Source organism: Streptomyces gilvosporeus (genome assembly GCF_002082195.1).
GTDB lineage: Bacteria > Actinomycetota > Actinomycetes > Streptomycetales > Streptomycetaceae > Streptomyces > Streptomyces gilvosporeus.
In genome coordinates, this window is the sequence record NZ_CP020569.1 from 310244 (window position 1) to 334572 (window position 24329).

Sequence of the window (24329 nt, forward strand, 5' to 3'; positions counted from 1 at the left end):
GGCCGAGCGGTTCTCGTGGCCTGAAGGTTCTCGTCAAGCGTCCGCTTCCTCCCCATGTCTCCTGTCCACCAGCCGTAACAGGCGCCAGCGCCGGCATCCCGCTCTTGTTGTGCTGGTCAGCGCCACGCCCCGTCGGAGCCGGGTTCTCTGGAGTTGGTCCGGAATCTGGTCTCGGACGCCAAGGCTCTCGAGGTCTCGGGTTGCCACTGAGACGTTCGCGAGTTGGTAGGTGCGCGGGACGAGTCGGCGCGGGTGGCTGTCATACGGGCGCGGTTCGGGAAGGCGACGCCTCCCCACGCGTCGCGCAGAGAGGAAAGGCAGCGAATGCCAATCGCCTTTCCGGACGTTCTGTCGGTAACTGGGCAGGAACCAGGGGCTGGTCGGTCGGCCCCTCGGCTCGACAGGCCGGCCACGGTGCGGCCTTGACTCTGCCGCAGCGGCAGCTTGGACGATGACTCCGTACGGCAGACATAGTCATCCCACAGGAGGCATTCGTCATGTTGCGCGGCAAAGGCATCCATTACGACACCGGCACCTTCCCCAACGGCGACACGTCGCGTCCCGTCTTCGACGTTCGGGACGTCGAACGGGACATGCGTGTCGTCGCGGAGGGTCTGCACTGCACCGCTGTCCGTATCACCGGGGGTGATCCGGACCGTATCGAGATTACGGCGCGGTTCGCGGCGGAGGCGGGCCTGGAGGTCTGGTGCTCACCGTTTCCCTGCGAGCTGTCGAACGCCGAGATGCTGCCGCTGCTCACCGACTGCGCCGAGCGAGCGGAGCGACTGCGGCGCGACGGCGCCGAGGTCGTCTTCGTCGCCGGCTGCGAACTCAGCATATTCGCCCGCGGCTACCTTCCCGGGGACACACTGAAAGAGCGCATTCCGGTCCTGGCGGGCCCCGGCCGCGAAGCCGCGCTCCAGGGCATGCCCGACAAGGTGAACACCTTCCTGGGAGAGGTCGTCGACGCCGTGCGGCCCCTCTTCGGCGGCCGCGTGAGCTATGCCTCCTGCCCTCTGGACGGCGTGGACTGGACCCCGTTCGACATCGTCGGCCTGGACGCCTTCCGTAGCCTGCGCAACGCGGCCACCTTCCGCACCGACCTGCGCAAGGAATGCGGCCACGGCAAGCCCGTCGCCATCATGGAGTCCGGCTGCTGCACCTACCGGGGAGCGGGAGAGCACGGCGGCGCCGGATGGTACCTGGCGAGGGAGGCCGACGGCGTCACCCTCAAACCCGGCCTGGTGCGCGACGAGGGCGAGCAGGTCCGCTATCTCGACGATCTGATGACCGTCTTCGAGGGGGAGGGCGTCGATTCCGTCTTCTGGTTCAGCTTCGCCGGTTTCAGCACACCCCACCGGACATCCGGACCGGACGAGGACCTCGCCTCCTACGGCATCGTCAAAGTCCTGGACGAGGAGAGCGGCTATCCCGCCGACAAGCGCACCTACCCCGATATGCCCTGGGAGCCGAAGCAAGCGTTCCACGCACTCGCCACCCGCTACAAGGGCCACTGAGCTTCTTCGCAGTGGTCACGATCGGGCTCGTGACACGGGTCCGTTACGAGCGAGGCCCCGGCCGGCGTGAGCGAGTTACCTGAAGTCTCAGATCGCCTCGCTCAAAGCGGCAGGGGCAGGCGTTGACATGGCCCTCGCCGGGTGTTCGATCGAAGCGCCGGCAGCGTCCGCCCACCCGGCGAGGTTGTGGTCAGTGTGCGCCCGCCCTCTCTGCATGCCAATGCGTCGGCTGCCGAACGTGAGCGATGACGCGGCCTGCTGCGCGGCCGGGGCCGGACAGTGGCACGGGCGGTGATGGTGCTCCTGTCGCTGCATAGCCTTTCACCTGCGCAGTTCGCCGTACTGGTGGAGTACGACCCGACTTCTTCGTGGTCAACGGCCGAGTCAACAGGCTCATCGAGAACGCTGTGAATGTCCTGACGACCGAACCGATACGGTTCATCGATCCGACGCTGCGTGGCAGCTTGCGTACACGTGGTATCCGCCTGTTCGTCTGCGCAGCCTGCGCAGCCTGCGCACTGCCTTCTTCGGTGCCTACGACGTGCTCGTACACCTGCTTAACGAGCGCCTTCTCCTACCTACGCATGCGGCCCCGGCGGGCCATAACCGCTGGGGGACTTGACGTACGCCCCAGCAGATCGCGGTGGGCACTTGCTGGGCGGCCCTGACACGACCAGGGCACCGCCGACCACGTGCAGCCGGTGACCTGCTGGCAGCGTGGCGCAGGGGCGATGTTGGATGCTCGCGCTCCCGAACTGGTGGGTGATGCAATCACACCACCAGGCAGCCGAGTTGGACTCGGGCACAGCAGCGCAAGAGCACGACACAAGTGCCTCCTGGACTTCAGACTTCGACAACTCCGAGCTGAACAACTCCTGACACGCGCTCCGGGCCGACCGCGTCACGGACGATCTGAAGTCACGCCTGGACGACGCGCCGCGCGTATACCGTGCGCGGGTACCCCGAGGCGCAGTTGCCGGACCCGGACGCCGTGCTCGCCACCGTCGATAACGTCCATCGTGGACTCCATCGGATGCACGGGATCCTCAAGCGTCTCGACGGCGAGATGGCCCGGACACTGCGGGGGCAAGTGGACTTGCCCCGGGCCCCGCGGCACCGGGGCCAAGCCTCCGTCGTACTGGGATACGCAGAGGCACATCGACGTCATCGCGCCCCGGCGTACACGCAGGTGGATTTCAAGAACATCATTCTTATTGTCGCGATCAGGAGCTCGGTTGGGGCACCGTCCGTCCGCCAACCGACGATGAGGGCGGCCAGTCGCGTGCTTTCCGGCTTTGACGTCCATGCCGCCTGACGGCCCGCCGGTGCACGGGGCTTCTTGCAGCACGCGCGACATCAGGATGTGCAGGTCGGCGCGCATTTCGGCGGCGCGGGGCCGCAGTTCGGGGCGGGTGAGCGCTGCGGGTGAAGGTGAGCCGGCGTGCGGGCTCCTGGCGGGAGTCCACCTGAGGGACCCTGTCGTTATCCGGCGCGTCGTCCCACGTTGTTACGAGATATTCGCACTACCCTTTCGTAACTGTACGAAGTCGATCAGTTACTGATCGCATCAGTTCAATCTACCGGAGATGAAATGCGCAAGCTTCGCAAAGCTGCCGTTGTGATCGCTGCCCTTGGCGCCGTCAGCCTCCTTGGCGCCGGCAACGCGTACGCCGACGGCGAGTACGGGGGCGGCCAGGGTGGCGGCAAGGGTGGCGGCAGCACGTTCAACGTCAAACAGGGCAGTCAGTGCCGGTCGCACGACCTGAACGTGGACGTCCTCGGCGAGGTCGGGCTCGTCAACGGCCTGCTGGGCAACGCGCTCGGCGGCGAGGGCAACGCGGGCTCGCAGGACACCAAGATGGGCTCGTCCATGGGCTGCAACAACTCCTTCGCCGACAAGGGCGGCAAGGGGGACGAGTAAGCAGGAAGACATGGACTGACCAAGGGTTCCGGCGTCCGGGCCACAAGCCCGGCGCCGGGACCCTTTGGTGATTCGGCCTTCGACTCACCGTATGAGATGACGCCTCAGGTAACGTCTGAACTGCTCTGATCACCAGGTTGGCGGCTGTGATGGCGAACGGTGGGGCGTCTGGTCCCGGATCAGGGGTCGGAGTTGCTCCAGCGGGTGGTTCCGACCGCTCCGGTACGACCCCAGGGCGGAGCCGACGTCGGTACGGGGATGGACAGGTGTCGGCGGCCCTTGCGTGGCCACGACAGGATGCCCGTAACGGCAACTGCCCTGAGGCTTCGGCCCGTCCGGACCGACCCGCGCACCAACGGTTCAGCGAGTGGGCCAGGCCGACCCTCGCCATCGGGATCTCCGCCAGCTCTGCACGACAGCAATGGGCTTGAACCCCTCGTGCGCGGCGTCCCACCGATGCGCTCCCGCCACGGACCACGTCAGCGCCGACCGGCCAAACCCCATGCGGACGACGGCTATGACTACACTCCCGTGACGCCGGTGATAGTCGTAGTGGATGCTCCAGCGGTGTGGGGCGTCGGCGCGGCCGGATGTGGATGTCCACGTGCAGGCGTGGAGGAACTCTTCGGCCAGGATCCGGCACGAGCGAGGAGGTCCCCATCCATCAGCTGCGCACCCGCCACGAACGAACCGTCGCCGCGGTCGGCAGAGGGCTGGGTGCCGTGCCGGCACCCGGGCTGGTCATGGGTGGTGTGGTCGGCCTGCAGTGCGGGGCCGCGCTCACCACGCGGCTTTATCCGGCCGTGGGCCCGGCCGGAGTGGTGGCCCTGCGCCTGGGCATCGCCGCCGTCCTCCTCAGCGCCCTGTGGCGCCCCGGACTGCGCTGGGACCGGACCACCTTCGGCATCGCGGCCGCCGCCGGAACGTTGCTCGCCGTCCATCACCTCAGCTATTACGAGGCGGTCGACCGTCTCCCGCTGGGCGCCGCCACCACCATGGAGTTCCTCGGTCCGTTCGCCATCGCACTGTTCGGCTCACGCCGGGCCGGTGATGTGGTGTGGGGGTGTCTGGCCGCCGTCGGTGTCCTGCTGCTCAGCCGTTCCGGTATCCCGCTCAATGCCGCGGGGCTCGCCTGCGGTGCCCTGGCCGGCTGCTGTTGGGGCGGCTACATCCTCATCGGCAAACGTCTCGCCGAACGCGTCCCCGACGGGCGCGGGCTGGCCCTCGCCGTCGCCTGGGGTGCCCTTCTCAGCCTGCCCTACGGCATCGCGCAGGCGGGCAGCCGGCTGCTGGACCCCGGCACACTCGCCCTCGCCGTCGCGGTCGCCGTGCTCTCCAGCGTCCTGCCCTACACCTTTCACCTCGAGGCCCTCCGCCGCCTGCCACCCCGCGTGTTCGGCATCCTCACCAGCCTCGAACCGGCCGTCGGGGCGCTCGTCGGCCTGCTGCTCCTCGGCCAGCGCCTCGCCGCCCCGCAATGGGCCGGGGTGCTGGCGGTGGCCCTCGCCTCGCTCGGCGCCACTCGCACCCCCGGCGCCACCCGCACCCCGCGCCGACGACGGATGGGGCACCGGCCGGGTAGCAGAGGTCCCGGCACATCGGCTCCCGAACCGGAACCTGACGCTACCGCAGGGTGATCCGTTGGGAGTTGCCGGGCCGCCGGGTGAGGCGGCGGAGGTTCGGTGGGGGTTCGGCCACGTGGTTGTCCGTGGGCCGGGGTGCGTGGTCCGTGGTCCGTGGTCCCCAATCGTTATCTGAGATGAAGGGGACGAGTGATGTGGGATGCGGCAAACGTGATGTGAGGTGTCTTGACGCTCCCCCGGGGGCGCAGGAAGCTGAGCCGCCCCCCACAGCTCACTCCTCTTCCCACGATGGAATGCCCATGCGCCCGCTCGTTTCCGCAGGCACGCTCTCGGCCACCGTGGCCGCGGGCCTGCTGCTCGCCCCTTCCGCTTCTGCCGCCGCGCACGGCGACAACGGCACGGTGAAGATCCACGACGCCGCGACCAGTGCGACCGGTGCGGACCTCCGTAAGAACGAACCGCACGTCTGCGCCTTCTCCCTCGACGCCTTCGGTTTCGACGGCGGGCAGAAGGTCGACTGGCACATCGAAGCCTGGGCCTCGACAGCCGGAGCCAAGGGCACGACCGTGAAGTCCGGCTCCCTCGCGCTCGACGGTCAGGGGCACGGCCGTACGCAGGATCTGTCGCTGCCCGACGGTCACTACAAGCTCTTCTGGACCTTCGACGGCGAGCACGGCCGGGCCAAGCACAAGGTCTTCTGGACCGACTGTGCGGCCGGCACCCAGCCGGGCGGCGGGAAGTCGTCGACGACGGCCGCCCCGTCCGGCCCGGGGCAGGTGAGCGCCGCGCCTTCGTCGTCTGCGCCCGCGGGCACCACCCCGGCGCCCTCGGCCTCCTCCCCCGCGCCCGCCCCGTCCACAGCCCACGACCTCGCGGAGACCGGCAACGGCGCACCCGTCGGCCTGCTTTCCACGGCGGCCGGCGCGCTCGTCGCGACCGGCGGCTACCTCGTCGTCCGCCGTCGCAAGGCCCGGCAGCGCTGAGACGACCGCGTCCGTCGGTCCGGCCGGCGCCCCGTCCGCGACGGGGCGCCGAGTACCTCAACCCTGCCCTGTAGTACGGGAGTTGGAGGTGGCGACGACGGGGCTGCGGAGGGTGCCGATGCCGTCGATGTCGACGCTGACGGTGTCGTGGGGTGTCAGGGCGGCGCTGCCCTCGGGGGTGCCGGTCAGGAGGACATCGCCGGGGAGCAGCGTCATGAGATGGCTTATCTCGGAGACCAAGGTGAGGGCGCTGCGGGTGAGTTGGGCGGTGCTGCCCTTCTGGCGTATCTCGCCGTTGACGCGGGTGGTGATGAGGGCCGCCGCGGGGTCGAGGTCCGTGCTGATCCAGGGGCCGAGGGGGCAGAACGTGTCCATGCCCTTGGCCTTTGTCCACTGGCCGCCGTCGGTGCCGATGTCCCATGCGGTCACGTCGTTGGCGCAGGTGTAGCCGAGGACGTGGTGCGCGGCGTCCTCGGGGGCCACCGAGCGGCAGGTGCGGCCGATGACGACGGCGAGTTCGCCTTCGTAGCGCACGTCGTGTGAGGAGTCCGGGAGCACGATCGGGTCGTCCGGGCCGACGACGGACGTGGTGGGCTTGAGGTGGATGATCAGGTTTCCGGCGGCATCCGGCCGGCCGCCGTAGTTGCGCCCGATGACGACGATCTTGCCCGGGACCACCGGGGCCAGCAGTCTGACCTCGTCCAGAGGGACGCTCTCGTTCTCGGGTGCCAGGGAGGGGCCGGAGGTGAGGGCGCCGCCGCGTGAGCCCGTCGGCTGTGCCAGGTCTGCGAGGTGTTCCGGGCCCGCCGGGTCCCGAAGGGGTCTGACGGTCCTGCGATCGGTGTCCACCACTCCGTACCTGGGGCCTTGTGCCGTCATGAGTCGTGCGAGGTCCATGGGGCTCCTTGTCGCGGTGCGGTCGTCTGCGGCCCGGTATTACCGGCGGTGGTCGCGGTCAGGTGGGCGGTCAGGGCGTCGGCGGGGCGCAGGCCGTGACCGGGGCCGGGCGGGGGCGGAGCGGTGTGGTGCTCCCGGTCGACGGCGAGGGGCGGGTCGGTGAGCGGGGCGGGGAACCATTCGTCCTGGCGACCGCATTCGACCGCCACGACCTCGGCCAGCCGCGCCGCCAGGGTGCGGCCGACCGACCACAGGGGGCCGATCTCGCCGACCTGGACGCCGACTTGGACGCGCAGGCCCAGTTCGCGGGCGCGTACGGCCATGCGCAGCGAGGGCAGCAGCCCGCCGCATTTGGAGATCCGGATGTTGACGAGGGAGGCGGCGCCGGTCGCGGCCGCCCATTGCACGTCCGCGGTGTCCATGGCCGACTCGTCGAGCATCACCGGCGTACCGCTCTCCTCGATGCGGCGCAGGGTGGACCAGTCCCGTGGCGCGGTGGGTTCCTCGATCCAGTCGACGGCCGCTTGCTCGCGCAGCAGCCGTGCGCCGCGCTCCGCCGCGGGCGGCTCCCATCCGCCGTTGGCGTCCACGGACAGCCGCACCGAGGGGCCCAGCAGGCCGCGTACCTTGAGCGCGCGCTCGACGGTCTCCTCGGGGCTGTCGAGGGCCTTGAGTTTGATGTGCGTGAGGCGGGCGCGTGCCTCGGGTGGCAGTGCCTCCAGTTGCTCGGCGGGGGTGCGGCTGAGGTCCACCACTTCGCTGACCGTCCGGGGACGGCTGTCCGCGGCGAGCACGTCCGCCGCCCAGGGGCAGGCGTCCAGGACGGCGGAGAGGGGGAGGCCGTGCCGTCGGCAGAGCGCGTCGAGGAGTGCGGTCTCCAGTGCCGCCGCGGCGGCCGGCATGGGCCGTGATCCGCCCAGCAGGCGGGGAAGGTCGAGCGAGGCGAGGACGCCGACCGCGCGGGGGAAGTCGTCTGCCGGGATGAGCGGGCCGAGTACGGAAGGGTCGAAGGTTTCCAGGGCCTGTACGGCGCCGGTGAGCGTCTCGCCGGTCACGTACGGGCGGGGAGCGCCCTCGCCCCAGCCGGTGACGCCGTCCAGTTCCAGGGTGAGCAGGACGGAGCCGGTGCGGGCGTGGGCGTGCCGGGCGTGGGCGAAGGGGCGGTGCAGGGGGACCTGCGCGGTGCGGATGCCGGCGATGGCGAGCGTGCAGGTCACCGCGGGCCTCCTGGGCACGCGGCGGGCTGTGTTCGGTGACCGGCGGGCGCCGCGGCCCCCGCGATCGCCGCGGCGTCGGTGGGTGGGGCGGGAGCCTTGGGCGTGCGTAAGGCGACGTCGGCGAGCCAGTCCCAGAACTGTGCCCGTACGGGCGAGAACTCCAGGTAGTGGGAGTCGGCGTCGAAGTGGGCGTCGACGGTGTCCGGGCACATCCGGGCGAGCGTCGACCGTGCGGTGTCCAGGTCGATGATGGGGTCCCGTTCGGGCCGGGCGAAGTGCACCGGGGCCGCCGGGCTGCCGATGTCCCACCGGGGTCCTTCGGTGTAGAGCAGCTCCAGTTCGGCCATCACGGCGCGGAAGCCGTCGGTGATCTGGCGCAGCATGGCGTGGTCGTTCGCCATGAAGGCGAGGTAGGGCTGCTGCCTGGTGTAGTCCTCGTCCTTCAGGGTGACCGGGGAGGTGCGGTGGCCCTGGAGCGTGCGCAGGCGGCGCACGCCTTCTTGTCCGTGGCGGGCCTGTTGCTGGCCCAGGGCCGGGGCGCAGAGGACCACGCCGTCCGGGGAGATGCGGCCGGTGGCGAGCAGCGCGGCCAGCACGCTGCCTCCGAAGCTCTGGCCGACCGCGGTGACCGGGAGGTGCTCCGGATGCCGGGCCCGGACGGCCTCGAAGTGCGCCGTGTAGTCGTCGAGCACCGCGGCGGAGGAGGGCAGGTGGCCGCGCGGGCCGCCGCTGCTGCCGGAGCCGCGCCGGTCCGGGGCGTACACGGCGATCTGGCGGCGGGCCAGTTCGGGCCCGGTCTCGAAGAGCCAGCCGGCGTGGCTCTGGAGGCCGTGCACGTAGAAGACGGCCGCTTTCGGGTTCTTCGGTATCCACTGGTGGAGGGCGAGTGGGGTGCCGTCGGCCGCGGTGACGGACTCGACGCGGTGCGCCTCCACCGGGGGTTCTTCGGTGATCACGGTGGCTGTCACTTTCCGAAGTGAGGGGGAAGGGAGCTCAGGGGTGACGAGCAGGGAGGGGGTACGAGAACAAGGCGAGGGAGGGGGGTCAGGCGTACAGCGGGAGGCCGAGGTCCTCGATCACGGTCAGCAGGGCGTCGTTGTTCTGGATCCAGTGGTGCTTGATCTGCATGGCCGCCGCGCCGTTGCGGCGCTGTGCCTCGGCGATGGCGAGGAAGCTCTTGGGGGCCAACGGGAGCAGCCGCAGCGGGAGCAGCCGGTCGCTGCGCCGCTTCTCGGCGTACTCCGGGTTGCAGCGCTGGAGCGCGGCCTCGGCCGCGGCGGTGAAGTCCGCGCGCTCGGCGGCACCGAGCTTGGGGTCCCATTCCATGGCCAGTACGTAGCCGGGCGGGGTGCCCCAGGAGGGAATGCAGGTGAAGAGCGGCAGGGTGCCCCAGTCGCCGGTGTAGGCGGTCCGCACGGCCTCGTAGACGTGGGCTTCGGTGAGTTTCTCGCCGGTGAAGGAGCTGCCGAAGCCGGCGCGTCCGGCGAACTCCAGGCGCGGCAGGGCGCCGACCCGGCCGAGGACGGTGTAGACGTCTCCCACGTCGTAGCGGTAGAGGCCGTTGGCCTGGCTCATGACGAGCCGGTAGGAGTGGCCGGTTTCCAGCTCGTGCGGGTCCAGGGTCTCGGCGGCGGGGTCCAGCGGTCCGCCGTCGTCGTCCTCCCGGCACGGGACGAACTCGAAGACGCCCTGGTCGGCGGCGAGGGGGCCGGCGGAGGGGTGGTCGTCGACCGGGATGGTGACGATGCCCTCGGTGCCGGTGGTGCTGAAGGGGAGCTTGCGGATGCCGGGCGTGACGTCGTCGAGCCAGTCCCGGTAGAGGCCGGCGGAGGCGGAGTTCCAGCAGACGATGACGGACAGGCGGGGCCACAGGTCCGTCAGGCGCAGACCGTCGGGGCGGCGCCGCAGTGTGCAGTCCAGCTCCCGGGCGAGGCCGGGGTCGGCGGCGACGCCGCCCGTCGGGCGCCCGCGGACGGTGCCGCGACCGATTTCCTCGACCAACTCGGCTCCCCGCAGCGCGAGTTGCTCGGCCAGGCCCACGATCTTCGAGGGGTTGAGGGTGACGACCAGCCGGACGTCGGCCCCGGCGAGCAGGCGCAGTTTGCGGTAGAGGCTGTCGGTGTACTCCTCCTCGTCGTCGCCGCGCAGCCAGGGGGCGTCGTACCAGGGCGGTACCCAGTCCTCCGGGCCGACCGCGGCCGGGCGCCGGGAGATGCTGTAGAGGGGGAAGCCGTGCAGGCTCCTGGAGGCGGGGGTGCGCTCCCAGGAGAGGTCGAGGATGTGCTCGGCCGTCAGGTGCTCGGTGCCGATCTGCTCGACGTACAGGCCCCATTGGGCGTACAGGCCCCGGCCCCGGTAGCGCTCCCGCCAGTGCCGGGTGGTGGGGACGTACTTGGGCTGCCCGCTGGAGCCCGAGGTCTTCAGGAACGCGTACGGCGCGCTGCGGGTGAGGACGTGTGCCTCGCCCGCTAACTGCCGCTCGACGTACGGGCGGAAGTCCTCGTAGGTGCGGATGGGGACGGTGTGCTTCCATCGGGCGAGCGTGGCGACGGAGCCGAGGCCGTGTTCGCGCCCGAACGAGGTGCTGCGGGCCTGGTCGAGCAGGTCCTGGAGCACCAGGTCGCTGGTCGGGCCGGGGTCGCGGCACAGCTCCCGCTGCCGGCGCAGGGCGCTCAGGGTGCGGCTCGTGAAGTCCTCGGAGCGGGTGTGGTGCGGCGATGTGGTCACAGTGGTGGGAAGGACCATGCGGAAACCCCCTTTTCCTCCTATGCGGCCGGGCGGTCGACTTCCGGACGCAGCGCAGTAACAGGCGTGCGGTTGAGGTGTCGTGCGATGGCGACGTGGCGCGCCGTCCGGCGGTCCGCACCGCACAAGCGGGCCGCCGGACCGTCAGACGAGTTGTCGGATGGGGCCGGCGGCGGTGTCGCCGGACGTGGCGAAGGCGACGGCGGCGGCGAGGAAGCGCCCGACCGCGTCCTCGGTCATCCACGCCATATGCGGGGTGGCCAGGGAGTCGGGGTGGCTGCGCAGCAGGTCGTCGGCGGGCAGCGGTTCGAGGTCGAAGACGTCGAGCGCCACCCCGCCCAGGAGGCCGGCGGCGAGGCGCCGGCGCAGCTCGGCCATGTCGATCAGCGCCGCGCGGGCGGTGTTGACCAGCAGGGTCCGCGGACCGAGCAGGGCGAGCCGGCGGGCGTCGATGAGCTGCTCGTTGTGCGGTGTGGACCGCAGGTGAAGGCTCACCGCGTCGGCGGTGCGGAGCAGGGTGTCGAGGGGCAGCGGGGTGACCCCGGCCGCGCGGGCGGTGTCCTCGTCCAGGGACGGTGACCAGGCGGCCACCCGCATGCCGATGCCCTGTGCCAGGCGGGCCGTTCGGGAGCCGATATGCCCCCATCCGACGATCCCCAGCAGTCGTCCGGACAACTCACGCCCTCCGGACGGGTGCCAGCCCGGGGCGCTGCCCACGGCGGACGGCACCCGGCGGGCCAGCATCAGCAGCAGGGTCAGGGTGAACTCGGCAACGGAATCGGCGGCCAGGCCCGGTGTGTCGTAGACCGCGATCCCGGCGGACCGGGCGGCGTCGGTGTCGACCACCGGGCCGGCCGGGCCGGCCACCACGACCTGGCGTGGCCGTTCCGCGAGCAGGGCGCCGGTGTCCAGCGGCCGGCCGTGGAAGAAGTGCAGCACGGTGTGAGCCCCGCGCATGCGCTCGGCGAGCTGCGACGGTGTGGTGCAGGGGCCGTCGAAGACCTCGACCGCATCGCCCCCGGGACAGCGACGGACGAGCTCGGCCAGCTGCGGATACCCGTGGCAGTCGGGCATGACAAGGCGTCCCACGGTGTGTTCCTCCCCCGTACTTCGGTGTGTTGCGGCAGGTCAGCGCGTGGCGAGGCGAACCCGGCAGGTCCACCACCACGTCGACCGGTCGGTCATCCGGCGTGCCGTGACCTCCCGCAGCCGGGTCAGGCCGAGTGCGTCCTCGCTGACTCCCTCCTCCAGCAGGGCGATCACCCCGCCCTGGCTGGAGGCGAAGTCGACGAAGCGGTCGGCGCCGCCGGTCTCCTTCATGTGCAGGCATACCTCGTTGACGTGCTGGAACAGGCCGCTGTCCCGCAGTCGCCGAAGGTGCTCGCTCTTGGGGGCGAAGGTGGGGCGCAGGCCGCGCTCGGCCTCCAGGGCGGTGTGGGCCGCCTCGAACTCCCGGTAGGCGGCGTCGACTTCGGGGTCGACGGCGGGCGGCCAGTCGAAGTCGAAGGCGGCCAGCACCCCGCCGGGCCGCAGGATGCGGGTGATTTCCGGGAAGGCCCGCGCGGCATCGAACCAGTGCAGGGCATGGCTGACGGTCACGATGTCCGCGCAACCGTCCGGCAGTCCGGTCTCCTCGCCCGTGCCGTCGACGACGTTGATGCCGCGCCCGGCCGCGATGGCCCGCATCTCGGCAGAGGGCTCCACTCCGGTCACCTCGGGCCAGATCGTGGAGGAGAGGCCGGTGCCGCAGCCGATGTCGACCACGGCCGGGTTTGCGGACCCGGACCACTGCCGCAGCAGGTCCGCCAGTTCCTGGGGAGGCCGCGGGCGCACACGATCATAGAATTCCGCAAACTTGCTGAAACGTTCCGCAGAGTCAGGAATTAAATTCACCATGACGATCAAGCTAACACACCTTCCAGTTCACACCGAAGTGACAAACGACATAGTTAAATCTATGTCAACTCGGAGGGCGCATAGGCAAGTTGGATAAACCGCACAGTTTCCGATTCAATCAAAGTTCTCGCAGGTCAGAGCGCATGCAACAGCGAATCTCGGCACGCCGTGAACCCCTGAAACCTCCCGGTAAGTTTTTTCATCGGCGCGGAATAAATTCCCGCACCACAGGCCACGGAAAGGCCAATACAGGGTGAACGCATTGCGAGAGAAAAAAGACCCGAACGCGCCCGTAGCAACTGAAGAGACGCGACGGAAGAGAGGCGAGAGAAGAGCCGCAGTCGAAGAGCCGCGATATACCGACGGGTTAGGCCGACAAACGCAGCAGCGCCTCGTGGTCGGCCGTGTCCGGCGGAGCCTGATAGACCACCAGCCGCTGACCGTCGCTGCGGGCCACGTCGAAGGCTTCGTATGTGAGCGTCATCCGCCCCGCCGTCGGATGGCGATACACCTTCCTCCCGTTGGTGCGCGCCTGGACGTCGTAGCGCTGCCACAGGGCAGCGAACTCACCGCAGTGTTCGGCGAGTTCGTCGACGAGTTCACGGATGTCCGGGGCATCCGGGTGCACCACGACCGCGGTACGCAGATGGGCGACGACCCCGCGGGCCACGTCATCCCAGTTCGCGTAGAGCTCCCGGGCCATGGGGTGCAGGAAGGCGTAACGCGCGGTGTTGCGGTTCCGCTCGGGCCACTCCTCGATGCCCGGAAAGAGGCGCAGCGCGGACCGGTTGGCGGCCAGCAGGTCGCTGGAGCGGCTCAGCACACACGCCGGATAGGGGTGGGCGATGTCGAGCATGCGGCGGACCTCGGCCCGGACCGTACGGGACGCCCGGCCCCGCTGCGTCCCGGCAGACGGCGCCTGGGCCCTGCCCCGGCTCAGCTCCGCGAGGTGGCGGTGCTCGTCATCGGTCAGCTTCAGCACCCGCGCGATCGCCTCCAGGACCGCGGGGCTCGGCCGCTGCTGCTTGCCCTGCTCCAGACGCCGGTAGTACTCGATGCTGACGCCGGCGAGGATCGCGACCTCTTCCCGCCGCAGCCCGTCGGTACGCCGACGACCCGCCGACGGGGGCAGACCCGCCTCATGCGGTGTGACCCGGCTCCGTCGGCTGCGTAGGAAATCCCCTAGTTCCGTCCTGTTCCCCCGTGCAGTGCCCACATATGCAGTATGCATCGACCAGGTCAGGTAAGGGGGGCCCTGCCAGGGCCCCCCTTACCCGGGCCTCCCGATGACGGTCTCCCGCAGGCAGGCTGAGCGCACGCAGCGATCTTTCCGCGGCGGTCTGGAACATCACGGGGCCATGGCCCACGGAGAGAGGAGTTGGGCCCGGCTGTGTCCACTCAGCCTGAACTCACCCGCCGGAAGCGCACGCTGGTGCTGGCGGTCTGTTGCACGAGTGTCTTCCTCGGCAACCTCAACAACACGGTGCTCAACGTGGCGCTGCCCGCCATGCAGCGCGATCTGCACAGTCCGCTCTCCGGGCTGCAATGGACCACCGACGCCTACCTGATCGTGCTGGCCGCGCTGCTGATGCTCGCCGGCTCCGCAGGAGACCGGCTCGGCCGCCGCCGCGTCTTCCAGACCGGCCTGGCTCTCTTCACCCTCGGCTCGCTGCTGTGCGGACTGGCCCCCGACCTCGGCTGGCTCATCACCTTCCGCATCGTGCAGGCGATCGGCGCCTCGATGCTCAACCCGGTGGCCATGTCCATCATCACCAACACCTTCTCCGCGCCCCGCGAGCGCGCCCGGGCCATCGGCGTCTGGGGCGCGGTCATGGGCGTGGCGATGGCCGTGGGCCCGATGGTGGGCGGGGTACTCGTCCAAGGCGTCGGCTGGCGATCGATCTTCTGGCTCAACCTGCCGATCGGGCTGGCCGCCCTCGTCTGCGCCGCGCGCTTCGTACCCGAGTCCCGCGCGCCCCGCCCCCGCCGGCTGGACCCCGTCGGGCAGCTCCTGGTCATCGTGCTGATGGGCAGCCTGACCTACGCCATCATCGAAGGCCCGAGCACCGGCTGGACCGCCCCGCGCACCCTCGGCTGCGCACTGGCCGCACCGGCCGCGCTCCTGGCCCTACTCTTCTACGAGAGCCGGCGCCACGAACCGCTGGTGGACCTGCGGGTCTTCCGCAGCGCCGGATTCAGCGGAGCCGGCGCCATGGCGGTGTGCTCGTTCTTCGTGCTCGGCGGCTTCCTCTTCCTCAACACGCTCTACCTGCAAAACGTACGCGGCCTGTCGGCCCTGACCGCCGGCCTGTACCTGCTGCCCATGGCCGTCATGAACATCCTCACCTCACCGCTCTCCGGGCGACTGACCGCCACCCGCGGCCCCCGACTGCCGCTGCTGCTGGCCGGCGCGGCCACCACCGCGGGCGGCGCGCTGCTCGCCGCCGGCGACGCCCTCACCACCGACGGGCTGCTCTTCACCGCGTACATCCTGATCGGCATCGGCGTGGGACTGGCCAACACCCCCGTCACCAACGCCGCCATGGCCGGCATGCCCAAGGAACAGGCCGGGGTGGCCGCCGCGATCGTCTCCACCAGCCGCCAGTTCGGCCAGGCACTGGGCGTCGCCGTACTCGGTGCGGTGCTCACCACCGGACTGCACTCCGGCACGGGCTTCGCCCAGGCAGTGCGCCCCGCCTACTGGATCGTCACCGCCTGCGGCGCAGCCATCATCCTCCTCACCCTGGCGACCACCACCCGCCGCACCCCACCACCGCCCGAACCTCCCCTGCCGGCGCAGCAGCCGCAGGCTTCCGGGGCAGTGCCTGGCGCAGTACCTGGGGTACCCGAACCGCGACCTTGACGGGGGCTCCCTTCGCATACGGACGACGCCAGTTGACTTGGGCCGCTGGGCCGCCGGCGTCCGTGCCGCCCGTACCCACAGGGGTATGGGCGGTGCCGGCGCGTCGTCTCGCCAGTGCTCTGACCGCAGAGGTTCGCCGGGTCGCTGTGACGGCCGGGTGTCTGCAGCGGTGGATGTCAGACAGGTCGACAAGGTCGCGCCACGGCCTGTCAGTTGTCTGGTCTAGGGTCGCCCGTATGGCCGAGCCCGCCTTTCTGACCGCTGTCCGGGAGTCGTACGACACGGTCGCCGCCGACTACGTCGAACGCGTCCCGCCTCCAGCCGAGATGGACCCGTTGTCCCGGGCGATGCTGGCGGGGTTTGCTGAACTCGTGCGGACGGCCGGTCTGGGACCAGTCGCAGACGTGGGGTGCGGCCCCGGCCGCATCACGGCGCACCTCGCCGGGCTGGGGGTGTCCGCCTTCGGCGTCGACCTGTCACCGAAGATGATCGGGCTGGCCCGGCACGCCTATCCGAACCTGCGGTTCACCGAGGGCTCGATGACGGCCCTGGAGACGGGAGACGGCGAACTCGGCGGCATCCTGGCCTGGTATTCCACCCACCACACGCCCCCGCAGTGGCTGCCGGCGGTGTTCGCTGAATTCCACCGCACGCTCGCGCCCGGCGGCTTCCTGCTCTGGGGAGACTACGTCGGCAATGAACGGCTGCGGCCGACCCACGGCTACGGCCGTCCAGTGTCCTACGAGTCGCACCTCCTGCCCCTGGGCCACATGGTCGGCCTGCTGGGCCAGGCCGGACTCGTCGTCACCGCCCGACTGGAGCAGGAGCCCGGCGGACGGGTGAACAGACCGCACGCCTGCCTCCTGGCCCGCAAGCCCGAAAGGCCCTGACCGGGCAGGTTCCTGCGATGAAGCCGCCCGTGCTGGATCACCGACGATCACGGGGGCGGACGGTCAGACCGCGGGGTTGCGAGGGCGGCCGCCCCAGCGGATGCCTTTCTCGCTGCCGACCCGGACGCGTTCACGACATTGGTCGGCCAGGAGGTGCGGATGGCGGGCGTTCTGGTTGCGCCAGTACCGGTAGCAGTGCAACGCGCGGGTCTGGCCAACCACCGGCACTGAGGCGACGACAGGCGACCGACCCACCGATCCCCCCTCCGCACCGCCCAGCGACACCACACGAACCGGCGCCTTGGCACGACTGTGCAGACCCGGGGCTACTCCAACAACCGTTGCCTGACCAGCGCCATCACCTCCGCGCGACTGCGCTTGCCATTATCGGCCGCGTGGAGGTGGTTTCCGATCCGCACCGAGACGGCGATCAGACAGCGGACCTCCACCTCGTCCTCGTCGGGGCAGAAGGAGGAGAACAGCGAACGCAGGTAATCCATACGGCGGTTGTCCACGCGGCGCAGGCGTTCGGCGACGTCCGCATCGCGGCGGGCCCACTCGCGGATCGCCAGATCGGCGGTGGTGCCCCGGACCGGCCCGTCGGCGGCGGCCGCGACGATGGCGAACAGTCGCTCCAGTCTGGCCCTGGCATCTCCCCCGCCACTCTCCACCTGCTCGATCACGCTCTCGGCGACCTCGTACTCCCAGGTGTCGAGCATTTCGGTGAGCAGCGCGTCCCGGTTGCGGAAGTACCCGTAGAAGCCACCCTTGCTGACGCCAAGTGCCTGCGCCAGCACCTCGATCCGGACCGCTTCGGGGCCTCCTGCAACGAGTGCCCGCAAGCCTTCCTCGATCCACTTGCCGCGTGGCGTGCGGGTCGCGCCCATGGTGTGTGCCTCCTCACGTCCCTGCCGACGAGTATACGGCGGCGTATAGATGGCTCTATGCTCGATCTATACGCCACCGTATAGATAACTGCATGGAGAGGGGCCTGCTCATGCGACTTCCCCGGACCGCCCACACCGACCGCCCCTGGCGGATCCACGAGATCGCCGGCGACTTCACGGTTGAGGACGTGTGGGCGCTGGACACCCCCGGTGGACCCGACGACCTTGTGTGGCTGGTGCGCCAGACCGCCGACGGAATCAGGGACGGAGTGAGCGGAGAAGGCGCCGTCTCCCGCGTTCTTTTCGCAGTCCGCTGGAAACTCGGAGCACTGCTCGGCTGGGACAAGTCCGGTACCGGCATCGGCACCCGACTGCCCTCCCTGCACAGCCGCTTGCCGAAGGACCTTCGGGAGGGCCCCCAGGGCCCGGACCTCGGCTCGTCCCCGTTCACCTCCCTCTATCTGAGGGACGACGAGTGGGCCGCCGAGATGGGCAACAAGACCGTGCACGCAGTGATGCACATCGGCTGGGTCCCGGACGGGTCCGGCGGCTACCGCGGCCAGATGGCCGTCCTGGTGAAGCCGAACGGGCTGTTCGGAACCCTCTATATGGCCGCCATCAAACCCTTCCGGTACGTCGGGGTATACCCGGCGCTGATGCGCTCCATCGCCCGCGAGTGGCGGGCGAACGCGGCCGCACGGGGGGCGCGCTGACGAGATGCCACGAGGCGGGGTCGCCCGGACACGACACTGTCGCATGATCCGTCGGGCAGGCCCCCGAACTGACCAAGGCCCCTTGTGGAGCACCACAGTCGGTGGCGTTTGTGGACGGTCTGCCATGGACCGAAGCGTGCGGGCAGATTGCGCCACTGTAAGAGCTCGCGCAGATAGGCGTGCCCACATGGGCAGCCGTTCCGGCCGTTACCGTACGTTGTTCCCGTCACCGGCTTGCTGGGTGGCACGGCGGAAAACTCTGTGCGTACGGGTGGGCTGGGGCGTAATGATGTGGGTATGTCGCGTCCTTTTGAAGAGCTTGTCGCCGAGGCTGAGTCGGTTTCCGTGGAGGGTTGGGATTTCTCCTGGCTGGATGGCCGGGCGACCGAGGAACGCCCGTCGTGGGGCTATCAGCAGGCAATGAGTCGGCGGCTGGCGGCGGTGTCGGCGGCGCTTGATATTCACACCGGTGGTGGTGAGGTCCTGGCCGGGGCGGAGAAACTGCCTCCCGCGATGGCCGCGACGGAGTCCTGGCCGCCGAACGTGGCCAAGGCGACCAGGCTGCTGCACCCGCGCGGGGTGGTGGTCGTCGCCGATCCGGACGAGCCGCCGCTGCCGTTCGCCGATGAGGCATTCGACCTGGTGACCAGTCGGCATCCCGCGACGGTATGGTGGTCGGAGATCGCGCGAGTGCTGCGCCCGGGTGGGGCGTACTTCGCCCAGCACGTCGGCCCCGCCAGTGTGTGGGAGCTGGTCGAGTACTTCCTGGGGCCGCAGCCTGAGGCGCGCCGGAAGCGGCACCCTGACGACGAGAGCGCGGCAGCGAAGGCCGTCGGCCTGGAGATCGCCGACGTGCGCACGGAACGGTTGAGGATGGAGTTCTTCGACGTCGGCGCCGTGATCTACTTCCTGCGCAAGGTGATCTGGACGGTGCCCGGTTTCACCGTCGAGCAGTACCGCAGCCGCCTGCGCGAGCTGCACGAGGAGATCGAGGCCGAGGGCCCGTTCATCGCCCACTCCTCCAGAACCCTCATCGAGGCACGCAAGCCCGAGCGCGCGTAGGAGCTCGCGGAGACAGGCGTGCCCTCATGGGCGGCGGTTCGGCCGGTTGTCCCAGCGATGGGTGGTCCATGCCCGGCGGATCAGGCTACGGGCGGTGATGATCGTGTCGGCGAGGTCGAAGAAGGCGTTGACGACGGTGGTGCGGCGTTCGTAGCAGCGGGCGAGCCGGTGGAAGGCGTTCTGCCCGGCATGGGTCCGCTCGACGTGCCACCTCCGGCTCGCCTGGATCGGCGCCTTCTCGCCTTTGTGCACGATGCGCCGGTGCAGGTTTCGGGCGGTGAGTTCGGTGCGGGTCTTGTCCGAGTCGTAGCCGGCGTCCAGGTGCACGGTGATGTCGCCGGGCAGCGGCCCGAGGTCATCCAACAGGTCCTGGGTCGGGGCGAGCAACGGGGAATCGTGGCGGTTCGCGGCGGCCAGGACCCTGCCGAGGGGGATTCCGTAACCATCGTCATACCCGAGCGTTTCAAGCCCTGTTTGCCACGATCGACCGGTGAGCGTCCGGCGACCTCACCGCCGCCAGGGGCCTTGGTTATGGAGCCGTCGATGGCGATCTGGTCGAGCACGAGCCCCACGATCCGGTCGTAGGACTGGAGCGCGATCTGCTTGAGCCGGGCGAAGACGCCGAGCCGGATCCACTCGTCGCGACGGTTGCGGATGGTGGTCGCCGAGCACGTCGTGTCGGCGATCCCCTGGTAGGAGCAGCCGAACCGGAGAAGTTGCAGCAGTTTGTCGAACACGATCCGGTCGTTGATGCGGGGGCGGTGACACCCCAACGGATGGGCCGGGTCGACCGTCGGGCGCTCAGGCAGCAGCGCCGCGAACTGGTCCCAGAGCGGGTCGGTCAGCCATGATGGCAGGACGGGCACGGGTCTCCCCAATGATCACAGAGCGTCGCAACTCCATGATCACCGGGACCTGTGCCCGGCTTGCCGCCGGGCCCCCACGCCGCCTATGTGCGCGAGCTCTTACACGCTGCTACGAACGACGAGGCAGTGTCATCGAAGCCTTCTTCAACCTCACTGACACGATCATCACCATCCGTAGCCTCATCCGCCGTGCATGGACAACGCATCGCTGGCAGACCCGCCCTCACCGCAGACCGTGAACCGCGCTTACACAGGCTGGCCGATCGGCCTGACGATCACCGTGTTGATGTCGACACCGCTCGGCTGCTCGATGGCCCACACGATCGTCTTGCCCAGCTGATCCGCGGAGAGAAAGTCGCGATCAGGCAGACCGCCAGGGGCGTTGTCGAAGAAGTTCGTCCTCGTCGCCCCCGGCGAGACGAGGGTAACGCCGATGCCATCGGCGGTCACCATCCTCCTGGTGTTCTCCGCGATGCCGGTGACGGCCCACTTCGTTGCACCGTAGATGTTGCCCGGCGTGTGGATGTGACCGGCCACGCTGCCCACGAGTACGACCCGGCCCTTGCTCTCTCGGAGCGCGGGCAGTGCGGCATTGATAAGCAACGCGGGGCCGAGAACGTTGGTCAGCACCATGTCGTGCCAGCCGGTGGGGTCACCGTCGGCCAGGTCGTCGAAGGTTGCGTAGCCCGCGTTGGCGACAACGACGTCGAGCCGCCCGAACGTCGTCACCGTCGCCTCGACCGCCGTGCGAACGCAATCGTGGTCGGCTGCGTTGCCCGGCATCACCAGCAAACCGTCAGGGTCTCCAAGCTCGGTAGCGAATCGACGTAGCCGGTCCTCGCTCCGACCGGTGACCGTCACGCGGTATCCAAGCCTTAGCAGTTGCCGAGCCGTCGCGGCCCCGATCCCGCTACCGCCACCGGTGATAAGTGCGACAGGAGAGTCCGTCATATGCAGCCCCAAGCTCGTGGCGTGAAGTCGGCTCGGAGATTCCAGCACTTGGAGTGCACTCCAAGTCAACTGTCAGCGCCGCAGAGTCACGCACGTAGCCAATTCGCCTATTTTCGCGGCCTCTAAGCCGATGCTGAGCCGGTGGATGATCCCGTTGATCATCTCTGGTGGTCGCGCCACGGCCGCACCGGTGGTTGCTCGTGGGCAGCAACGGCTCCAGCACTGCCCACTCAGCGCCTGTGAGATTCCTCCGGCTGAGCACGTCCCGAACAACGAGCTACTGATCGAAGAGACCGCTTAGCCGTTTTGAGCGGATACGGTGCGGAGGAAGTCCCCGAGGATCTCGTTGAAGGTATCCGGTCGCTCCATGTTGGGGTAGTGAGCGGTGGCTTCGATAGTCGTCACCCGGCCGTTGGCGACGATGTGTACGAGACGTTCGGCCATGCCGATGTGGTCGTCCGAGTCGATGCCGCCGTTGATGGCCAGCACCGGGACCGTGATTTTCGCGGCTCGCTCCCAGGTGTCGGTCACGGGCACGCGGTGGTCGGGTTCGGCGCCGGTGTGCTTGGCGACGGTCCGCCGGGTCATCTCCCGTAGCCTGTGCACGACGTCCTGGTCGAGGTCGTCGAGCGTGCGGTGCGGTCCCGGCGCCATCCGGGTGAACGCCTCGACGTAGCCCTCGGCGTCTCCCTCAGCCAGCGCCCGAGCCTGCTCGGCCTGGATCTCGTGGATCCAAGGGTCCCGGAATTCGGGTTCGCTGGTACCGACGCCGCTGACGACCAACGCACGTACCAGATCGGGGTGTTCGAGTGCGGTATCGACGGCGATGGCTCCGCCCATCGACAGTCCGACGAGGATCGCGGGGCCGACATCGAGGTGACGTAGCAGCGCTGCGAGGTCATCGGTCTGACGGAACGGTGCGCTCGCAACGGAGGATCCGCCGTGCCCGCGGGCATCCGGCGCGATCACCCGGTAGTCCGACGCCAAGACCGGTACCTGGTCGTCCCACATGTGGTGGTCCAGGAAGCCGCCGTGCAGCAGTACCAGGGGCCGGCCTGCCCCGGTGTCGCGGTAGGCGAGGTGGCCGTCTGCGGTGTCTAACGAGAACATGTCAGATGCACGAGTCATGACAACCAAGGTGCCATATGGTTTGGGGTATTGGCAACGCAGGTGTCATCCTGGCCAGGTGAATGATGCTGACACTCCCCTCGCACCCGACGACCTCGGACGCCGGCTCACGGAAGTTTTCGCACTGGTCGGCCCGCTGTACCGACGCGTGCAGCGCAAGGTCGAACAAGCAGAACCCATCGAGGGGCTCTCCGTCGGTGTGCGCGCCGTCCTGGATCTGCTTCTCGCGCACGGTCCCATGACCGTCCCGCAGATGGGTCGCGCACAGGCGTTGAGCCGACAATTCGTGCAGCGCATGGTCAACGACGCAGCAACCCGGCAGCTGGTCGAGATCACCCCCAATCCGGCCCACCAGCGGTCCTCGCTGATCCAGCTGACCGACGACGGCAGGGCGGCCATCACCGCGGTAACCACCCGCGAGCACGCCCTCCTGCGCCAGGTCGGCGGCGACCTGACCGATGCCGAGCTGACTGCATGCAAGCGTGTACTCACCCAGATGCTCGAACTCTTCGACAACGTAGACGTGAACTGACTGTCACGCTGCATATCGTTGCCCAGGTCGGGAGTTGCCGAGAATTGCATGCGCACCGGCAGGAGCGGCTCAAACCGTTCGCACAAGGCACCGTCATTCACCGAGGCCCATTCCTCTTGCCCGTGAATTGCCCGACGAGTTGCTGTAGGCGAGACCTGGCTCCTAGGTCGGCATTCTGCTGACTCCTTCGGCCTGGGACGGCAGCGGGCAGGAATGACATGCCGCCGGCTGGGTTCCGGCCGTAGGCTCGATGGCGGTGCATCGGGGCAACCATCGGTCCGCCGAGTCCGGCTCCGATCCACAACGGCATCACGACGAACATCGGGTTCGTACCGCACTGCGGGCCTGACGGCCATGATGGAGAGATCCGTACCGGAGCAGGACGTCCGGTGCACCGAAAGAAGGTTCAAACGGCGGTAGCACTCCGTATGCGAGCTTCTTATCGACGTGCGATGCTGATCGAAAGCCGATCAGTGATCTCCCCTTAGGGATGAAAGACCATGGCTAAGAAGTCCGAGGCGCAAAAGGCCCGTGAACAGGCTGATGCGAAGCTCCGCGAGGAGAGGAAAAAGGGGACGCAGCGTTCCGGCAGCACGGCCGCCGACGAAGCGTGGAAAGAGAAGTTGCGCCAGCAGCAGGAGGAACAGGACCGGCGCGACACCTTCGACGAGAATTACGATGTGTGAGCGGCTCCATTCCCTCTGAAGCCGTGCACCGTCTCCGTCACCGCACCTCCTGCTGACGCCTGGACGCGCAGGCGAGAACTGCACCCGGCCGGTCGATGATCACGAGGCCCGGCTGACTGGCACCGCTACTCCGCCGGGCCCTCGGCCGACGCACGCGAGAACGCTACGCCTACCTAGCGAACATCCACCCCGAACATCTCACCCCGAACATCGCCGGCCTTGCACCGGACGTGTTCCACTGCCACACACGCGCGTACACAGCCTCAACTCATCAGGAAACGTTCCCCCGGTCCCCCACTTCCGGCACCGGGGAGGTCGCGGTCAGTCGGTGAGTGATCTCTTCTGCCGTCAGCACGAGCGCGAACCCCTTGCGCAGGACGGCGAGTTCTGGTTCCTGCCGGGTTTCGTCGTCGGTGGCCGTGACGTCGGATCCGACGACGACCTTGTAGCCGCGTTCATAGCCCTGCCGGGCGGTGGTGCCGCAGCAGTAGTTGGTGAGCGTTCCCGTGACGATGACGGTGTCGCAGCCGAGGTTGCGCAGCATGGTGTCGAGCGGGGTGTCGTAGAACGCGCCGTAGGAGGGTTTGCGGATCAGAGCCTCGTCGGGGCGGCGGCCCATCTGGCCCCATACCTCGGCGGGGGCCGGTCGGCGCCAGTCGGTGTCGGCGTGCGGGAGGAACCGCAGGGCGTGCGGCCGGTCCAGTCCGAGATGGGTGTCATCGAAGATGGTCCAGATCACGGGGACGGAGAGGGCCCGGCAGTCTTCGACCAGCTGCTGGAGCCGGGGTGCCATCCGGGTGGCTGCGGGCACCCAATACGGGCTCCAGCCGGGCCGGACGAATTCGTCCTGCATGTCGATGACCAGCAGCGCCGTCCGTTCGGGCCGTATGTCGAACGATGCCTGGCCGCGCTCGTAGGCGTTGCGCGCCCGGGTGGTCACCCATTCCTCGGTGTACATCATCTGCGTCTCCTATATCGATTCGAGGTACCTC

Annotated in this window: 21 protein-coding genes and 6 pseudogenes; 14 read left to right on the forward strand and 13 right to left on the reverse strand. The window is 69.1% G+C overall.

The window, feature by feature from the left end; all coding sequences use genetic code 11:
* The first annotated feature begins 497 nt into the window (after positions 1–497).
* From B1H19_RS01605 to B1H19_RS01625, 7 genes and pseudogenes are all read left to right on the forward strand, one after another.
* Complete coding sequence (locus tag B1H19_RS01605) at positions 498–1517, forward strand: hypothetical protein (protein ID WP_083102475.1); 1020 nt, start codon at positions 498–500, stop codon at positions 1515–1517.
* Between the two features lie 195 nt (positions 1518–1712).
* Positions 1713–1883: pseudogene (locus tag B1H19_RS40565) on the forward strand (IS630 family transposase); the annotation flags it as partial.
* A 1225-nt stretch (positions 1884–3108) separates the two neighbouring features.
* Complete coding sequence (locus B1H19_RS01615; RefSeq protein ID WP_083102477.1) at positions 3109–3438, forward strand: hypothetical protein; 330 nt, start codon at positions 3109–3111, stop codon at positions 3436–3438.
* Between the two features lie 159 nt (positions 3439–3597).
* Positions 3598–3717, forward strand: a pseudogene (locus tag B1H19_RS40695) (IS5/IS1182 family transposase); the annotation flags it as partial.
* Between the two features lie 104 nt (positions 3718–3821).
* Positions 3822–3963, forward strand: a pseudogene (locus B1H19_RS40700) (IS5/IS1182 family transposase); the annotation flags it as partial.
* A 197-nt stretch (positions 3964–4160) separates the two neighbouring features.
* On the forward strand, positions 4161–5075 hold the full coding sequence (locus tag B1H19_RS01620) for an EamA family transporter (protein WP_237289026.1): 915 nt from the start codon (positions 4161–4163) through the stop codon (positions 5073–5075).
* 245 nt (positions 5076–5320) lie between these two features.
* The gene (locus B1H19_RS01625) at positions 5321–6004 is read left to right on the forward strand and encodes an LPXTG cell wall anchor domain-containing protein (protein WP_083102478.1); all 684 of its coding nucleotides are present in this window, start codon (positions 5321–5323) and stop codon (positions 6002–6004) included.
* A 57-nt stretch (positions 6005–6061) separates the two neighbouring features.
* Here the strand turns inward: B1H19_RS01625 and B1H19_RS01630 are convergent, their stop codons facing one another.
* From B1H19_RS01630 to B1H19_RS01660, 7 genes are all read right to left on the reverse strand, one after another.
* Entirely contained in the window at positions 6062–6901 is an 840-nt protein-coding gene (locus tag B1H19_RS01630; RefSeq protein ID WP_083102479.1) for a fumarylacetoacetate hydrolase family protein, read from the reverse strand.
* Positions 6880–8118, reverse strand: a complete 1239-nt coding sequence (locus B1H19_RS01635; protein WP_083102480.1) for an enolase C-terminal domain-like protein — start codon at positions 8116–8118, stop codon at positions 6880–6882. Before B1H19_RS01635 ends, B1H19_RS01630 begins: the two co-directional genes overlap by 22 nt.
* Positions 8115–9086, reverse strand: coding sequence for an alpha/beta hydrolase (locus tag B1H19_RS01640; protein ID WP_237289027.1), 972 nt, complete (start codon positions 9084–9086; stop codon positions 8115–8117). The genes B1H19_RS01635 and B1H19_RS01640 overlap by 4 nt, the downstream gene beginning before the upstream one ends.
* Positions 9087–9162: 76 nt before the next feature.
* Entirely contained in the window at positions 9163–10863 is a 1701-nt protein-coding gene (locus tag B1H19_RS01645; RefSeq protein ID WP_083102482.1) for a GH3 auxin-responsive promoter family protein, read from the reverse strand.
* Between the two features lie 144 nt (positions 10864–11007).
* Positions 11008–11952: an NAD(P)-dependent oxidoreductase gene (locus B1H19_RS01650; RefSeq protein ID WP_083102483.1), complete on the reverse strand. Its 945-nt coding sequence runs from the start codon at positions 11950–11952 to the stop codon at positions 11008–11010.
* A gap of 39 nt (positions 11953–11991) precedes the next feature.
* Positions 11992–12696: a class I SAM-dependent methyltransferase gene (locus B1H19_RS01655; RefSeq protein WP_083102484.1), complete on the reverse strand. Its 705-nt coding sequence runs from the start codon at positions 12694–12696 to the stop codon at positions 11992–11994.
* A gap of 430 nt (positions 12697–13126) precedes the next feature.
* On the reverse strand, positions 13127–13975 hold the full coding sequence (locus B1H19_RS01660; protein WP_237289029.1) for a helix-turn-helix transcriptional regulator: 849 nt from the start codon (positions 13973–13975) through the stop codon (positions 13127–13129).
* A 174-nt stretch (positions 13976–14149) separates the two neighbouring features.
* Between B1H19_RS01660 and B1H19_RS01665 the strand changes: the two genes are divergently transcribed.
* The gene (locus tag B1H19_RS01665; protein WP_083102486.1) at positions 14150–15622 is read left to right on the forward strand and encodes an MFS transporter; all 1473 of its coding nucleotides are present in this window, start codon (positions 14150–14152) and stop codon (positions 15620–15622) included.
* Positions 15623–15858: 236 nt separating this feature from the next.
* The gene (locus tag B1H19_RS01670) at positions 15859–16512 is read left to right on the forward strand and encodes a class I SAM-dependent methyltransferase (protein ID WP_083102487.1); all 654 of its coding nucleotides are present in this window, start codon (positions 15859–15861) and stop codon (positions 16510–16512) included.
* Positions 16513–16575: 63 nt separating this feature from the next.
* Here the strand turns inward: B1H19_RS01670 and B1H19_RS40570 are convergent.
* Together B1H19_RS40570 and B1H19_RS01680 are read right to left on the reverse strand one after the other, a co-directional pair.
* Positions 16576–16725: pseudogene (locus tag B1H19_RS40570) on the reverse strand (integrase); the annotation flags it as partial.
* Positions 16726–16838: 113 nt separating this feature from the next.
* A complete protein-coding gene (locus tag B1H19_RS01680) occupies positions 16839–17399 on the reverse strand; it encodes a TetR/AcrR family transcriptional regulator (protein ID WP_083102489.1) in 561 nt (186 codons plus the stop codon).
* Between the two features lie 110 nt (positions 17400–17509).
* Between B1H19_RS01680 and B1H19_RS01685 the strand changes: the two genes are divergently transcribed.
* The gene (locus tag B1H19_RS01685) at positions 17510–18112 is read left to right on the forward strand and encodes a DUF2867 domain-containing protein (RefSeq protein ID WP_083102490.1); all 603 of its coding nucleotides are present in this window, start codon (positions 17510–17512) and stop codon (positions 18110–18112) included.
* Between the two features lie 297 nt (positions 18113–18409).
* The gene (locus tag B1H19_RS01695) at positions 18410–19174 is read left to right on the forward strand and encodes a class I SAM-dependent methyltransferase (protein ID WP_083102492.1); all 765 of its coding nucleotides are present in this window, start codon (positions 18410–18412) and stop codon (positions 19172–19174) included.
* 24 nt (positions 19175–19198) lie between these two features.
* On the opposite strand, the pseudogene B1H19_RS01700 reads toward B1H19_RS01695, so the two are convergent.
* A pseudogene (locus tag B1H19_RS01700) lies at positions 19199–20040 on the reverse strand (IS5 family transposase).
* Between the two features lie 98 nt (positions 20041–20138).
* Here B1H19_RS01700 and B1H19_RS39025 point away from each other — a divergent pair.
* Positions 20139–20279 (forward strand): annotated as a pseudogene (locus B1H19_RS39025) (IS5/IS1182 family transposase); the annotation flags it as partial.
* 7 nt (positions 20280–20286) lie between these two features.
* On the opposite strand, the gene B1H19_RS01705 reads toward B1H19_RS39025, so the two are convergent.
* Positions 20287–20991 carry an SDR family oxidoreductase gene (locus B1H19_RS01705; RefSeq protein WP_083102493.1) on the reverse strand — a complete coding sequence of 235 codons (705 nt, stop codon included), beginning with the start codon at positions 20989–20991 and terminating at the stop codon, positions 20287–20289.
* Positions 20992–21288: 297 nt separating this feature from the next.
* Positions 21289–22119, reverse strand: coding sequence for an alpha/beta fold hydrolase (locus tag B1H19_RS01710; protein ID WP_083102494.1), 831 nt, complete (start codon positions 22117–22119; stop codon positions 21289–21291).
* 58 nt (positions 22120–22177) lie between these two features.
* Here B1H19_RS01710 and B1H19_RS01715 point away from each other — a divergent pair, with 58 nt between their 5' ends.
* Positions 22178–22651 carry a MarR family winged helix-turn-helix transcriptional regulator gene (locus B1H19_RS01715; RefSeq protein WP_107425836.1) on the forward strand — a complete coding sequence of 158 codons (474 nt, stop codon included), beginning with the start codon at positions 22178–22180 and terminating at the stop codon, positions 22649–22651.
* 500 nt (positions 22652–23151) lie between these two features.
* Positions 23152–23337 (forward strand): hypothetical protein, encoded by a 186-nt coding sequence (locus tag B1H19_RS01720; RefSeq protein ID WP_083102496.1) that lies wholly within the window; start codon positions 23152–23154, stop codon positions 23335–23337.
* A gap of 271 nt (positions 23338–23608) precedes the next feature.
* On the opposite strand, the gene B1H19_RS01725 is transcribed toward B1H19_RS01720, so the two are convergent.
* A complete protein-coding gene (locus B1H19_RS01725; RefSeq protein ID WP_083102497.1) occupies positions 23609–24298 on the reverse strand; it encodes a cysteine hydrolase family protein in 690 nt (229 codons plus the stop codon).
* Positions 24299–24329 lie beyond the last annotated feature (31 nt).

Coding starts and splice junctions, on each gene's coding strand:
- B1H19_RS01605 (WP_083102475.1), top strand. CDS start 498: ATGTTGCGCGGCAAAGGCATCCATTACGACACCGGCACCTTCCCCAAC.
- B1H19_RS01615 (WP_083102477.1), top strand. CDS start 3,109: ATGCGCAAGCTTCGCAAAGCTGCCGTTGTGATCGCTGCCCTTGGCGCC.
- B1H19_RS01625 (WP_083102478.1), top strand. CDS start 5,321: ATGCGCCCGCTCGTTTCCGCAGGCACGCTCTCGGCCACCGTGGCCGCG.
- B1H19_RS01630 (WP_083102479.1), bottom strand. CDS start 6,901: ATGGACCTCGCACGACTCATGACGGCACAAGGCCCCAGGTACGGAGTG.
- B1H19_RS01645 (WP_083102482.1), bottom strand. CDS start 10,863: ATGGTCCTTCCCACCACTGTGACCACATCGCCGCACCACACCCGCTCC.
- B1H19_RS01670 (WP_083102487.1), top strand. CDS start 15,859: ATGGCCGAGCCCGCCTTTCTGACCGCTGTCCGGGAGTCGTACGACACG.
- B1H19_RS01680 (WP_083102489.1), bottom strand. CDS start 17,399: ATGGGCGCGACCCGCACGCCACGCGGCAAGTGGATCGAGGAAGGCTTG.
- B1H19_RS01685 (WP_083102490.1), top strand. CDS start 17,510: ATGCGACTTCCCCGGACCGCCCACACCGACCGCCCCTGGCGGATCCAC.
- B1H19_RS01695 (WP_083102492.1), top strand. CDS start 18,410: ATGTCGCGTCCTTTTGAAGAGCTTGTCGCCGAGGCTGAGTCGGTTTCC.
- B1H19_RS01705 (WP_083102493.1), bottom strand. CDS start 20,991: ATGACGGACTCTCCTGTCGCACTTATCACCGGTGGCGGTAGCGGGATC.
- B1H19_RS01710 (WP_083102494.1), bottom strand. CDS start 22,119: ATGACTCGTGCATCTGACATGTTCTCGTTAGACACCGCAGACGGCCAC.
- B1H19_RS01720 (WP_083102496.1), top strand. CDS start 23,152: ATGGCTAAGAAGTCCGAGGCGCAAAAGGCCCGTGAACAGGCTGATGCG.
- B1H19_RS01725 (WP_083102497.1), bottom strand. CDS start 24,298: ATGATGTACACCGAGGAATGGGTGACCACCCGGGCGCGCAACGCCTAC.